The organism is Staphylococcus sp. GDB20D11A (assembly GCF_016893255.1).
GTDB lineage: Bacteria > Bacillota > Bacilli > Staphylococcales > Staphylococcaceae > Staphylococcus > Staphylococcus aureus.
On record NZ_JAFEPJ010000028.1, the window covers coordinates 14442 to 29806 of the forward strand.

General features: G+C 33.4%; 9 protein-coding genes and 2 pseudogenes. 8 read left to right on the forward strand and 3 right to left on the reverse strand.

Going from position 1 to position 15365, the window contains the following annotated elements; all coding sequences use genetic code 11:
- The first annotated feature begins 45 nt into the window (after positions 1 to 45).
- The 6 genes and pseudogenes from JV528_RS13065 (at position 46) to norC (ending at position 7757) form a co-directional block, all read left to right on the forward strand.
- A complete protein-coding gene (locus JV528_RS13065; protein WP_065315784.1) occupies positions 46 to 528 on the forward strand; it encodes a hypothetical protein in 483 nt (160 codons plus the stop codon).
- A gap of 205 nt (positions 529 to 733) precedes the next feature.
- Positions 734 to 1720, forward strand: a complete 987-nt coding sequence (locus JV528_RS13070; protein WP_204177500.1) for a phosphatidylinositol-specific phospholipase C — start codon at positions 734 to 736, stop codon at positions 1718 to 1720.
- A 220-nt stretch (positions 1721 to 1940) separates the two neighbouring features.
- Positions 1941 to 2707: pseudogene (locus JV528_RS13075) on the forward strand (tandem-type lipoprotein).
- Between the two features lie 93 nt (positions 2708 to 2800).
- On the forward strand, positions 2801 to 5038 hold the full coding sequence (gene aryK, locus JV528_RS13080) for a transcriptional regulator AryK (protein ID WP_204177501.1): 2238 nt from the start codon (positions 2801 to 2803) through the stop codon (positions 5036 to 5038).
- A gap of 150 nt (positions 5039 to 5188) precedes the next feature.
- The gene (locus tag JV528_RS13085; RefSeq protein ID WP_065315796.1) at positions 5189 to 6367 is read left to right on the forward strand and encodes a M20 family metallopeptidase; all 1179 of its coding nucleotides are present in this window, start codon (positions 5189 to 5191) and stop codon (positions 6365 to 6367) included.
- 1 nt (position 6368) lies between these two features.
- Complete coding sequence (norC, locus tag JV528_RS13090) at positions 6369 to 7757, forward strand: multidrug efflux MFS transporter NorC (protein ID WP_001006423.1); 1389 nt, start codon at positions 6369 to 6371, stop codon at positions 7755 to 7757.
- A gap of 487 nt (positions 7758 to 8244) precedes the next feature.
- On the opposite strand, the gene JV528_RS13095 is transcribed toward norC, so the two are convergent.
- On the reverse strand, positions 8245 to 9906 hold the full coding sequence (locus tag JV528_RS13095; RefSeq protein ID WP_001791319.1) for a Na/Pi cotransporter family protein: 1662 nt from the start codon (positions 9904 to 9906) through the stop codon (positions 8245 to 8247).
- A gap of 324 nt (positions 9907 to 10230) precedes the next feature.
- Positions 10231 to 12006: an oleate hydratase gene (locus JV528_RS13100; protein ID WP_204254846.1), complete on the reverse strand. Its 1776-nt coding sequence runs from the start codon at positions 12004 to 12006 to the stop codon at positions 10231 to 10233.
- A gap of 351 nt (positions 12007 to 12357) precedes the next feature.
- Here JV528_RS13100 and JV528_RS13105 point away from each other — a divergent pair, with 351 nt between their 5' ends.
- Positions 12358 to 12831, forward strand: a complete 474-nt coding sequence (locus JV528_RS13105; protein ID WP_000036329.1) for a DUF1648 domain-containing protein — start codon at positions 12358 to 12360, stop codon at positions 12829 to 12831.
- A 261-nt stretch (positions 12832 to 13092) separates the two neighbouring features.
- The gene (locus JV528_RS13110; protein WP_000173891.1) at positions 13093 to 14685 is read left to right on the forward strand and encodes an L-lactate permease; all 1593 of its coding nucleotides are present in this window, start codon (positions 13093 to 13095) and stop codon (positions 14683 to 14685) included.
- A gap of 328 nt (positions 14686 to 15013) precedes the next feature.
- Here the strand turns inward: JV528_RS13110 and spa are convergent.
- Positions 15014 to 15365: pseudogene (gene spa / locus JV528_RS13115) on the reverse strand (staphylococcal protein A); the annotation flags it as partial.

A 15365-nucleotide genomic window follows, 5' to 3' on the forward strand; every position in this document is an offset into this window, starting at 1 on the left:
AATTACCGAGCAATTTTTACATTTTAAAAGGAGCAAAATTGAATAATGAAGAAATTTAACAACTGGATATTAAATGCAATAAGTGGATCTCAAACAGACAAGAATGAAACAACTGAAGAATTAAAAGGGGCAAAATTTATCATTTTATATGCATATTCAATGCTCGTTTTGCTTGCGTTAGTAATTTCTAACATATTCATTCACATTTTGGAGCCTAAACTATCAATTACCACTGAAATCATCATCGTTTTGATTTTAATTGAATCACTAATTGGACTACGTTTCTTGAAAGAGTACGATGTTAAGCGTGGCAAAGATAAAGAAAATAAGAAAAATAGTAAGGATTTCATTAAACTAAAATCAATTTTAGTAGCAATTTTATTTACATCATTGGCGCTGACAGCAGGCACTGTAGCTGATATATACGGTATCACTGACTTAGGAAATACTAGAAGTGATTTAATCGTTTGGAGCATAGGTGGTATTATATTTGGCCTCGTATGTTACACAATGGAAGATAAAAAATAAAGATAAGGGGCTGGCGATTATAAAGCTAGCTCCTTTTTTAACTTATATATGTAAAGAACTATCCTAAGGTTTTTTAATCACACGTCATTAATTTCTATAATTAATACTCTTGAATATTGTTTAAATAAGTTTTAAAATTTTACACATATTTTTATTTAAAAAAGATGTATAATTAATGTATTAAATATAGAAAGAAGTTGATATTATGAAAAAGTGTATTAAGACTTTGTTTTTAAGTATCATTTTAGTAGTGATGAGTGGTTTATATCATTCAGCACATGCGTCAGATTCGTTGAGTAAAAGTCTAGAAAATTGGATGAGTAAACTTGATGAAAGCAAACATTTAACTGAGATTAATATGCCAGGCTCACATGATAGTGGCTCATTCACTTTAACTGATCCGGTAAAATCAGTTTGGGCAAAGACTCAAGATAAAGATTACCTTACTCAAATGAAGTCAGGAGTCAGATTTTTTGATATTAGAGGTAGAGCAAGTGCTGATAATATGATTTCAGTTCATCACGGCATGGTTTATCTGCATCATGAACTAGGGAAATTTTTAGATGATGCTAAATATTACTTGAGTGCTTATCCAAACGAAACAATTGTGATGTCTATGAAAAAGGACTACGATAGCGATTCTAAAGTTACGAAGACATTTGAAGAGATTTTTAGAGAATATTATTATAATAACCCGCAATATCAAAATCTTTTTTATACAGGAAGTAATGCGAATCCTACTTTAAAAGAAACGAAAGGTAAAATTGTCCTATTCAATAGAATGGGAGGTACATACATAAAGAGTGGTTATGGTGCTGACACGTCAGGTATTCAATGGACAGACAATGCGACATTTGAAACGAAAATTAATAATGGTAGCTTAAATTTACAAGTACAAGATGAGTATAAAGATTACTATGATAAAAAAGTAGAAGCTGTTAAAAATTTATTGGCTAAAGCTAAAACTGATAGTAACAAAGACAATCTATATGTGAATTTCTTGAGTGTGGCGTCTGGAGGCAGCGCATTTAATAGTACTTATAACTATGCATCACATATAAATCCTGAAATTGCAAAAACGATTAAAGCAAATGGGAAAGCTAGAACGGGTTGGCTGATTGTTGACTATGCAGGATATCCGTGGCCTGGATATGATGATATCGTAAGCGAAATTATAGATAGTAATAAATAAGGATTCAATAATGATATTAAGACGAGTATGAAAATAGTTAGATTCTAATTATTTTCACTACTCGTTTTTATTTTGAAATTAAGTAATAATTCAACAATATTATAAATTGAACAGATTGTTTGTGAAATCTTTGATAATATTAAAGTGAAAAAGTGTTATAAATTGATATTAATATGTAATTTGCAAAAGTAAATCATTTTAAAAAGAAGAGAGTTGTAAGATGATGAAACGATTAAATAAATTAGTGCTAGGTATTAGTTTCTTATTTTTAACAATTTTTATTGGGGGGTGTGGCGTGGGTAAAGAGGTGGAAATTAAAAAAGTTTTGAAAAAACGTTGAGTATGTATCCGATTAAAAACCTAGAGGATTTATATGATAAAGAAGGTTATCGTGATGATCAATTTGATAAAAATGATAAGGGAACATGGATTATTGGTTCTGAAATGGCAACTCAAAATAAGGGTGAAGCTCTGAAAGTTAAAGGTATGGTCTTATATATAAATAGAAATACAAGAAGTGCAAAAGGATTTTACTATGTTAATGCGATAAAGAAGGATGAAAATGGCAGACCTCAGGATAATCAAATAGAATATCCTGTTAAAATGGTCGATAATAAAATCATTCCAACAAAAGATATCAAAGATGAAAAAATAAAAAAAGAAATTGAAAGCTTTAAGTTTTTCGCGCAGTATGGCAATTTTAAAGATTTGAAAAATTATAAAGATGGAGATATTTCATATAATCCAGAAGCTCCGATTTATTCAGCAAAATATCAACTAACGAATGATGATTATAATGTAAAGCAATTACGTAAAAGATATAATATACCAACGAATAAAGCACCTGAGTTATTATTGAAAGGTTCAGGAAATTTAGATGATTCATCAGTTGGATACAAAAAAATTGAATTTACTTTCGTAGAGAAAAAAGGAGAAAACACTTACTATACGGCTAACCTACATTTTAAACCGAGTGAGGATAAATAATCATCCACACACACGATTCAATATGAAATTCAAATATGTTGCTGTAAAATAATGTAAAATAAACGTATTCATATTACTGAATTGAGGGATAGTATGCAACGTGATTATTTAATTCGAGTAGAAACTGAAAGTATGTCAGATTTCAAAAGGCTCAATGGTTTAATGATTGGTTTTGTTATTAAAGGTGAGGCACATATTTATGATGAACATAATATGATACAATGCAACAGTGGCGACATTTTCATCATTAACCACCGCGACTTGTATCGATTTCAACTTCAACAAGATGGCATCATATGTTATATCCAATTCCAAATGAAATATTTAGCAGACAAGTTTGATGATGTGCATTGTCTATATTTTCACTTAACAGATGCGACCACAACCAAAAATATACATCAACTGAGAAATATAATGGCAAGACTGGTTTCAACACATATTCGACATAATGAGTTGTCTAAATTGACTGAGCAACAACTTGTGATTCAGTTGCTTATGCATATGATTCATTATGTCCCGCGTACATATCATTCGAACCAAAGTATCTTAAATGATGATAAAGTGAATCAAGTATGCGACTATATCGAGTTACATTTTCATGAAGACTTAAGCCTTTCGGAATTAAGCGAATATGTTGGGTGGTCAGAGAGCCATCTGTCTAAAAAGTTTGCAGAATCGCTAGGTGTAGGATTCCAGCATTTCTTAAATACGACGCGAATTGAACATGCGAAACTCGATTTGACATACACAGATGAAACGATTACTGATATTGCATTGCAAAATGGCTTTTCAAGTGCAGCGAGCTTTGCGAGAACATTTAAACACTTTACGCATCAAACGCCTAAACAATATCGAGGTGATCGTCCGGCAATCACTGAAAATCAACAATCGGCACAACATAATTATCACGACCGTGAATTGATATTACTTTTAAATGACTACATTGAAGAAATGAATCATTTCATTGAAGATATTGAAAAGGTGAACTATAAAGAGATTACCTTTCAACCAACCAATCACCAACTAAATCAATTTAACCATATTATTCAAGTGGGCTATTTGAGGAATTTGCTCAATACACAGTATCAATCACAGTTGCTTACATGTCATCATGATTTTCAAGTCAATGAAGTATTAGCATATGATGTGATGCCATATATCATGAAAAAGCTCAATGCGCCATTCACGTATGATGCAGAAATTTCGAATATATTTTATGATATCGATTTGTGTTTAGACTTTTTATTAGATCATAACTTTAGTTTGACAATGCATTTGGATCAGTATGACTCACGTGATTATATCGATGCATTTAAAGTATTTATCCATCACGTTGCCCTGCATGTCAGTCATAGAAAAGATTTGAAGTTCAACTTGTATGTGACGACATTGCACACGTCTTTGATTGAAATGACTGATTATTTTAAAGCATTATTCCCTAATGGTGGCTTGTACATTCACTTAGATCAAGCTACGGAAAGACAACTACCATTGCTGAAACGACTTGAGCCACACATCGACCATTTTGTATTTGATGCCAATTCAAATGATGCTGTTGATTTTAATAAAATGAATGATGATGAATTTAAAACCGCAAGTCAAATGATTATTAATAAAACGAATTACCTTATCGATTTAATGCATCGTCATCACCTAAAGCGTCCACTCATTTTACTCAATTGGAATACATTGACGGGCGATACATTTATTACAAACGGCGAATATTTTAGAGGTGGTATCATCATTGAGCAATTATTAAAATTAAGTTCTAAAGTAGAGGGTATCGGTTATTGGTTGAACTATGATTTGCACGTCAGTCATTGTAGAAATGAACGCGATTATATGAATTCAATTGAACTGTTTCATCAATATAATGGAAAACGTCCGGTCTATTTCACGGCATTGCTATTTAATAAATTAACAAGCAATATTTTATATTCTGATGATACATGTATTGTCACGGGAACTGATTCAAATTTTCAAATATTGTTATATGATGCAAAGCATTTTAATCCGTACTTAGCGTTGGACAATCAAATGAATATGCGTGCAACGGAAATGATTCATTTGAACATTAATGCCCTGGAAGAAGGTATGTATAAGATTAAACATTTTACCTTAGATAAAGAAAATGGTGCATTATTTAATCTTTGGCGAAAACATCATACGATACATGGTATGGACAAGGACTCTATAGATTACGTTAATCGAATGAGTTTTCCAAAATTAGAAGTGTACGATATAGATGTGACGGATACGCTGGCATTAAATATTAAAATGATTACAAATGGAATTCACTTAATTGAAGTAAAACGTTACCCAAGTTCATAAAATGATCACAAATCACAATTTATGTTATACATAATTTGTGATTTTTTGTATTCAAAGTTAAAATTGCAAAAAATTAATGGTTAACATCTCTGTTGTTGGCAATATAAATAATGATCAATCATATATGATGTAACTAAGGAGATGAATGATATGAATCAACAATTAATTGAAGCTTTAAAATCAAAAGAAGACAAAATGATTGAGATCAGACGTTATTTACATCAGCATCCAGAATTATCTTTTCATGAGGATGAAACGGCGAAATACATCGCTGAATTTTACAAAGGTAAAGATGTAGAAGTAGAAACGAATGTCGGACCACGTGGAATTAAAGTAACGATTGATTCAGGGAAACCTGGTAAAACATTAGCAATCCGTGCAGACTTTGATGCATTACCTATTACTGAAGATACAGGATTATCTTTTGCATCACAAAATAAAGGTGTTATGCACGCATGTGGTCACGATGCACATACAGCATACATGCTTGTATTAGCAGAGACACTTGCTGAAATGAAAGATAGTTTTACAGGAAAAGTCGTTGTGATACATCAACCAGCTGAAGAAGTACCACCAGGTGGTGCTAAAGCAATGATTGAAAATGGTGTATTAGACGGTGTTGATCATGTATTAGGTGTACACGTCATGAGCACAATGAAAACAGGTAATGTGTATTACAGACCTGGATATGTTCAAACAGGACGCGCATTCTTCAAATTGAAAGTTCAAGGTAAAGGTGGTCATGGTTCATCACCACATATGGCCAATGATGCCATTGTTGCAGGTAGCTACTTCGTCACAGCGTTACAAACAGTTGTATCTAGACGACTAAGTCCATTTGAAACAGGTGTTGTCACAATCGGTTCATTTGACGGTAAAGGTCAATTCAATGTCATTAAAGATGTTGTTGAAATTGAAGGTGATGTACGTGGATTAACAGATGCTACAAAAGCAACAATTGAAAAAGAAATTAAACGTTTATCAAAAGGATTAGAAGCATTGTATGGTGTAACTTGCACATTAGAATATAACGATGATTATCCTGCATTATATAATGATCCAGAGTTTACTGAGTGCGTGGCTAAGACGCTAAAAGAAGCAGACCTTGAATTTGGTGTCGAAATATGTGAACCACAACCACCTTCAGAAGACTTTGCATACTATGCTAAGGAACGACCAAGTGCCTTTATTTATACAGGTGCAGCTGTGGAAGATGGTGAAATTTACCCACATCATCATCCTAAATTTAACATTTCAGAAAAATCATTACTTATTTCGGCAGAAGCTGTAGGGACAGTTGTTTTAGATTACCTTAAAGGAGATAACTAACATGAATGAAACGTATCGCGGGGGCAACAAGTTAATCTTAGGTATTGTATTAGGTGTTATTACATTTTGGTTGTTTGCACAATCACTTGTAAATGTTGTACCAAATTTACAACAAAGTTTTGGTGCAGACATGGGAACAATTAGTATTGCGGTAAGTCTAACCGCACTATTTTCAGGCATGTTTGTTGTTGGAGCAGGCGGCCTAGCAGATAAAATTGGACGCGTGAAAATGACAAATATCGGCTTATTATTAAGTATTATTGGTTCAGCATTAATTATTATTACAAATTTACCAGCATTGCTAATTTTAGGCCGTATTATACAAGGCGTATCAGCAGCGTGTATTATGCCTTCCACATTGGCCATTATGAAAACTTATTATGAGGGTGCTGAACGTCAGCGTGCCTTAAGCTACTGGTCTATCGGTTCTTGGGGTGGCAGTGGTATCTGTTCACTCTTCGGTGGGGCAGTTGCGACAACTATGGGTTGGAGATGGATTTTCATCTTCTCAATTATCGTTGCCGTACTTTCAATGTTACTCATCAAAGGGACGCCTGAAACGAAATCAGAAGTTACCAATACACATAAATTTGACGTTGCAGGTCTAATTGTTCTAGTAGTTATGTTATTAAGTTTAAACGTTGTCATTACTAAAGGTGCAGCACTTGGTTATACATCATTTTGGTTCTTTAGTTTGATTGCAATCGTAATTGTAGCATTCTTTATGTTCTTAAAAGTTGAGAAAAAAGTAGATAATCCGCTTATTGATTTTAAATTATTTGAAAATAAACCATATACAGGTGCAACGATTTCGAACTTCTTATTAAACGGTGTTGCAGGTACATTAATTGTAGCGAATACATTCGTGCAACAAGGTTTAGGTTATACAGCATTGCAGGCAGGATACTTATCAATTACTTATTTAATCATGGTGCTATTAATGATTCGAGTTGGTGAAAAATTATTACAAAAAATGGGTTCTAAGCGACCAATGTTATTAGGTACCTTCATTGTAATCATTGGTATTGCACTTATTTCATTAGTATTCTTACCAGGCATATTTTATGTTATCAGTTGTGTCGTAGGATATTTATGTTTCGGACTAGGCTTAGGTATTTATGCAACACCTTCTACAGATACAGCTATTTCAAATGCACCGTTAGATAAAGTTGGCGTTGCTTCAGGTATTTATAAAATGGCTTCATCACTTGGTGGTGCATTCGGTGTCGCAATTAGTGGTGCAGTATATGCCGGTGCAGTTGCTGCAACGAGCATTCATACAGGTGCGATGATTGCACTTTGGGTTAACGTATTAATGGGAATCATGGCATTTATCGCAATTTTATTCGCGATTCCTAATGATGATAAACGTGTCAAAGATGCAAAATAATAACGATGACACGCCCAGTGTTTTGATAATGATTTAAATGAAAATAAAGCAAATTAAATGAGGAAATGTATAGAGCAGTGCATATAGATAAATCTATGATTGGATTAACACTAATATAAATATAAATGAAAAACCATCCACTTAAACTTTTGATAAGTTAGGTGGATGGTTATTTATTGCGTTGTTCTAAAATTTGGACATTTATATGGAAAGAACTATATATAATGTGAAGGTTATGGCAATTCGCTTCAATGAAGGCGACGTGTAAAAGTGTATATTAAACGTTTCGGGGTCAGACTCCGAGAACAGTGTCCGTCATGCTTACCGCATACTAATGAAGCATTATTATATCAGTGTTTATAGCCGATTTAAGATAATAAAGTTTGCTAAACAAAAAAGCCAACCCATGAATGTTGGATTGGCTTTGTATAAGCATATTAAGTTCTAATTTTTATATAAGGTATGAATATAAATAAGACATTAAAAATTAAATTTCAGTTGTTGCAATTTCTTCATCTGTAGGTACATCATCGTTAAGACCAACAAGTGCTTCAGAAACATTTCGTGAATGATAACCGATACGTTCAAGAACACCAATCATATCGATATATAGTAATCCGCCTTTTGTTGTACATTCACCACGATTAAGGCGTTTAATATGACCTTTGCGTAGTTTATGTTCAATATTAAATGATTCTCTACTACGTTCTACAATTTCATCTTTTTTCGTTTTGTCATAAACATCTAACATGTCGATGGCTTTATCAAATGACTCAGCAACATGGTTGAATAATTTATCCATACCGCGTTGTGCATCTTCTGTAATGCGAATATCTTCATCATGTTGGCGTTTTAATTGAGCGACATACTCTTCTGTTAGCTCTGCTACTTTTAAAATAGAGCGATTGACATCAAACATAACTGCTAAACGCTCAACGTCTGCCTTCGTAATGGCTTTTGTAGAAATTCTAACTAAATAATTTCGAATACTATCATTGATTGTTTCAACAGCTTGATGCTTTTGTTCAAGCTTTTTGATTAATTTTTTGTCGTCTTTTGTAATTTCGCGAATGTCTTCAAACATTGATAAGACAATCTGACCCACATTTTGTAATTCTTTTTGAGTTTCTTGTAATGCAACACCAGGTGCGTGATAAACAAGATCTTTGTTTAAGTGCTGAGGTTTATAGTCATCAGCAATATCTTTACCTGGGACAAGCTTTGTAACTATCCATGCTAAACCTGCTACAAATGGTAATTGAATCAAAGTATTTGTTATGTTGAAGATACCATGTGATACTGCAATCGTCATCGCTGGTTTTAAGTGCCATACATCTTGTAACAAACTAATCAAGTGAATCACAACTGGCAAGAAAATTGTGAAGATAATTACCCCGATTAAGTTAAAGATGACGTGTACAAGCGCCGCACGTTTTGCAGCGATTGAGCCGGCTAAACTAGCTAAGATAGCTGTAATCGTTGTACCAATATTATCGCCTAGTAACACAGGGATTGCTGCGTTTAAGCTAATTAAATCTTGTTGATAAAATTCTTGTAAAATACCAATCGTCGCACTTGAACTTTGAACTAGTGCTGTTAACCCTGCGCCGACAATGACAGCGAGTATTGGATTTGTAGACATATCAAGCATTAATTGCTTAAATCCATCTAATGATGCTAAAGGTTTAACGGCATCACCCATAAATTCTAGACCGAAGAATAGAGAACCGAAACCGAATAGTATGCGGCCAATGTTATTAATTTTAGAGCGTTTAAAGAAAAAGATTAAAAATGCACCTAATGCTAAAATTGGCATTGCATATTCGCCTAAATCTATACCGATAATAAATGCAGTTACCGTTGTTCCGATATTAGCACCCATTATCACTCCAATGGCTTGTTTCAATGTCATAAATCCAGCTGTTACCAGTCCGATTGTGATAACTGTCGTACCTGAACTACTTTGTATTAAAATAGTTACAACGATACCTGCAATAACACCTAATACTGGATTTGATGTAAATTTGTTTAAAATATCTCGTAGCCTGTCTCCTGCTGATGCTTGAAGCCCGTCTCCCATGATTTTTAAGCCGTAAAGGAAAATACCTAAACCACCTAAAAAGGAGAAAATGACTTCTGTAACCGACATTTCCATTATTTCACCTCAAATAAGCTTTATATTTAGATTATCGCTTATAATTGTAAATTTAATGTTAAGATTAGGTAAAATTATTTAACAATATATGTTATTTGTATATGACTTGTAAAATATCATCACTTATTATGTAAATTTTCAGTGTGAAATGGCAGATTTGCAATCACTTGTTTAACAAAATGATGCAATCAATCATACAATTATGTGTCATCAAAAAAATCATGTGAGTGGGATAACGAAATAAAGTTTGTGAACATATCATTTCTATCCCACTCCATGATTTGAAATCACCATATAGACATGATTTAATGTGCCTCGTTATAACAATCTGTGTTCTTTTAATAATGACTCAATGTACGTACCTTTTATCTTTTTAAGGAATCCTGCTAATGCGAGTTTCTGCATTTTCGAATCTTTAGTAATCTCGCGCAAATCTTGATGGTCATTCAGTTCGTATACGGCATCCATTAAGACGCGAAGATCAAATGTACTATTGATGACCTCTGGAATACCACGATCTATATTTAGTAATTGATAAACAGCTTCCATGGCAGTACGAACCGAATATTCTGTTGTAAATACAGTATCTCGCTCTGTTTCTGCAAAGTTACCAATAAATGCTAAATTTTGTGATTGATGCGGGACGACTAAAGGTCTGTCGCCGATAGCACGCGTCATGAAATAAGAGGTAATATATGGCATATAAACAGGAATCGTATTAGATGCATGTTTTGCTAAGTCTTCAATTTTGTCAGTTGGTACACCTAAGTGATACAGCCATTCTTGGCATATTTCATTACCACTACATTCTGTGATTGGCTTTTTAATATAATCGCCGTTTACATCTGAATATAAGGCATAAATCCACGTAGATATTTCATTTTTAGGTTGGTTTTTAAACTGTTGCTGACGATTGATTGTAAAACTGATTTGCCATGCAGAATCATTGATTGTAATAATACCGCCAGTAACCGTTTTACCTGCAAGTGGATCACGTTTACAAATGCTTTCTATTGTATCGATAATATCTTTATTGTTTGTTGTCGATGTTGCTGAAACAAACCAACTTTTTTTGGGAATATTTTGGCAAAACTTATCAGGATTACCAAATTCAGGACTTTGTCGCACTAAATTTTTCCATAGTGTCCAACTACCACCTAATTCGTCAGTTGGTGGCGCTGGTGTATCATTATCACCATAAGTAGAGCTTTCTGTAATACTACCGTTTGTCACAAAGACAAGATCGTTTATAGTCAGTTTAATAGATTCTGCATTACCATTACGGTCAATTAATATTTCTCGGGCAATTTTTTGACTTGTCGTAACATCTACTTTAATATCTTCTACTTTTACATCGTATTCAAATTGAACCCCATGCGATTTTAAATATTCAACCATAGGTAATACTAAAGATTCATATTGATTATATTTAGTGAATTTTAAAGCTGAAAAGTCTGCGAGACCACCAATATGATGAACGAATCGCATTAGATAGCGACGCATTTCCATAGCAGAATGCCACGGTTCAAATGCAAACATCGTTTTCCAGTAAATCCAAAAGTTTGAATTAAAGAAATCGTCGGAAAATACATCTGTTATTTTGACATCATCTAAATCTTCTTCATTCGTTAAGCATAAATCTAAAATTTCTTTAATCGCCGTTTTAGTCAAAGTGAAATCTCCATCTGTGACTAAACGTTGACCCTGTTTCTCAATAACACGACAACGAGAATAGTTAGGGTCTTCTTTGTTTAACCAATAGAATTCATCTAATACTGACGCATGATCAATTTCAAGTGAAGGGATAGATCTGAATAAATCCCACAAACATTCAAAGTGGTTCTCCGTTTCACGACCACCACGGACAACATAGCCTTTTAAAGGCATATTTTCACCATCAAGACTACCGCCCGCTTTGGGTAACTCTTCTAAAATATGAATCTTAGAACCTTCCATTTGACCATCCCTTATTAAAAAACAAGCTGCAGCAAGTGAAGCTAGACCAGATCCGATTAAGTAAGCGGATTTGTTTTCTACATTTTCAGGTTTTTTAGGGCGCGCAAATGCTTCATAATTTCCATAACTGTAATACATATCCACCAAGTCCTTTCGTATTATAATACACTCAGACTATACCCCTTTGTGAATTGCAAATATTAGTATTTATATTGGTAAATTTGACGAAATTAGATCTTTTTTATATTTTTTGATTTTTAAAATTTTATCACTCGAATGTTTTTGGATTCTGAGGTGCGGGACTTGGAATAATTCGAATCATTATGTGGCATGTTAAACAGCTAAATATAAGCTATGCACAATTAACAAGCGGATACTCCTGACGCAATTATAGTATCATTACATATTGTTTAATCGTTTGGGGTAATGTAATTAAAAGGTAAAATAGGCAGAGTGTTATACATAAAATGTAAAGAGAGAGGCGATAGAATGTCTAAAATCAGGTCTTTTACAATATTAAGTCTACTTATTTACTTAGCTATGATGTGCTATACAGTAGTGACCTATTCAAAATTACCAACCAAAGTACCTATTCACTATAATTTAGCAGGGGATGCTGATAACTTTGCTGATAAATGGGTGCTGCTTTTGATTAATAGCGCATTTATAGTGATTTGGCTTATATTTTTCATTGCAGGTAGATACTATGAACGATTTGCCAAATGGTCACATTATAATCATACACCACGTGAAATTCGAGCGATTAAATTATTTTTAAGTACGTTAAATTTAGAGATTATGAGCTATATGTCTATCTTCACAGTATTAGAAATTTGGCAAATACAACACCATCATCAATTCAATTTACTATGGTTTAATATGATATTTATCATTATCATTGGTTTGACGCTTGTCATATTTTGTTTACTTCCTACAATTCATAAAATGAGAGATTCTCAATAAAAATATAAACTGTCATGATGCAGTTTTGAAGCGGATTCCTGAGATTATTATAAATAATATCTAGTATTTATAATTAAAATGATATATTATTTATTATAGTTAAATATTGTGTATATTTTGTGAACTTTTTGTAAAAATTCGATTGCCTGTCACATATAGGAGTGTTACATTTTAAATATGTGATCATCGCAAAATATAAGTTGAAATAGGGTGTAGATTAATCAGGATGATAAATATTTTATATAAAGAGAGGGAGTCATTATGACACTACTTACTGTAAATCCATTCGATAATGTTGGATTATCAGCCTTAGTTGCAGCAGTACCTATTATTTTATTTTTATTATGCTTAACCGTTTTTAAAATGAAAGGCATTTATGCAGCATTGACAACTTTGGTTGTTACATTGATTGTGGCTTTATTTGTATTTGAATTACCAGCGCGTGTATCAGCAGGTGCGATTACAGAAGGCGTTGTTGCCGGTATTTTCCCAATAGGATATATCGTTTTAATGGCAGTTTGGTTATATAAAGTTTCTATTAAAACAGGGCAATTTTCTATTATTCAAGATAGTATTGCAAGCATTTCAGAAGACCAACGTATCCAACTATTATTAATTGGATTTTGTTTCAACGCATTTCTAGAAGGTGCAGCAGGTTTTGGTGTACCGATTGCAATTTGTGCAGTGTTATTGATTCAACTTGGATTTGAACCATTAAAAGCAGCGATGTTATGTTTAATTGCTAATGGTGCGGCGGGTGCCTTTGGTGCAATTGGTTTACCAGTTAGTATTATTGATACGTTTAACTTAAGTGGAGGCGTTACAACATTAGATGTTGCGAGATACTCAGCATTAACACTTCCAATTTTAAACTTTATTATTCCATTTGTTTTAGTATTCATTGTAGATGGTATGAAAGGTATTAAAGAAATTTTACCTGTCATTTTAACAGTGAGTGGTACATATACTGGATTACAATTATTATTAACAATATTCCATGGTCCAGAACTAGCAGACATTATCCCATCACTAGCAACAATGGTGGTGTTAGCATTTGTTTGTCGTAAATTTAAACCGAAAAACATTTTCAGATTGGAAGCGTCTGAACATAAAATTCAAAAACGAACGCCTAAAGAAATTGTCTTTGCTTGGAGTCCGTTCGTCATTTTAACTGCCTTTGTATTAGTATGGAGTGCACCATTCTTCAAAAAATTATTCCAACCTGGAGGTGCACTTGAAAGTCTAGTAATAAAATTGCCAATTCCAAATACTGTGAGTGATTTATCGCCTAAAGGAATTGCGTTGCGTCTCGATTTAATTGGTGCAACTGGGACAGCGATTTTATTAACAGTAATTATTACAATTTTAATTACGAAGTTAAAATGGAAAAGTGCAGGTGCTTTATTGGTCGAAGCAATTAAAGAATTATGGTTACCGATCCTTACAATTTCAGCTATCCTAGCTATTGCTAAAGTTATGACATACGGTGGTTTGACTGTAGCAATTGGACAAGGTATTGCTAAAGCGGGAGCAATTTTCCCATTATTCTCTCCAGTATTAGGTTGGATTGGTGTGTTTATGACTGGTTCAGTTGTAAATAACAATACTTTATTCGCACCTATTCAAGCGACAGTGGCACAACAAATTTCAACAAGCGGTTCATTACTTGTGGCAGCTAACACTGCAGGTGGTGTAGCAGCGAAACTTATTTCACCACAATCAATTGCCATTGCGACTGCAGCTGTTAAAAAAGTTGGTGAAGAGTCTGCATTATTAAAAATGACGTTAAAATACAGTATTATATTTGTTGCCTTTATTTGTGTTTGGACGTTTATACTAACGTTAATATTCTAAATATAAATAATGTTGTCACTTGGATTCAAATGACATTTTAAATCTAATTATTCATGAATCGAACTAGTACGAAATGCATTGAGCATCTTGTCTAGTTCGATTTTTTAATGTCTAAAAATGTCGTATATGTAATTAGAGTAGAAAGTGTTGAGGCGCTTCAGAAGTTGTTTAGAAAAGTAAGTAAAATAAAAAATGCACTGAGCAACAAAAGATGTTACTCGTGCATTTAGATGATTCTTATCATTTCAAATAAGAAAGTGTTAATCAACGTATATAAGTTAAAATTGGTTTGGATAAAATGATATCTATCGTTGTGTATTGTTTGTTTTTATAGTTCGCGACGACGTCCAGCTAATAACGCTGCACCTAACGCTAATGATAATCCACCAAATACAGTTGTACCGATGAATGGATTTTCTTCACCAGTTTCTGGTAATGCTTGAGCTTTGTTAGCATCTGCATGATTTGCTGGTTGCTTCTTATCAACAACAAGTTCTTGACCAGGTTTGATCATGTTTTTATCAGCTAATTTGTTATCTGCAGCAATTTTGTCAGCAGTAGTGCCGTTTGCTTTTGCAATGTCATTTACTGTATCACCAGGTTTAACGACATGTACTCCGTTGCCGTCTTCTTTACCAGGCTTGTTGCCATCTTCTTTGCCAGGTTTGTTGCCGTCTTCT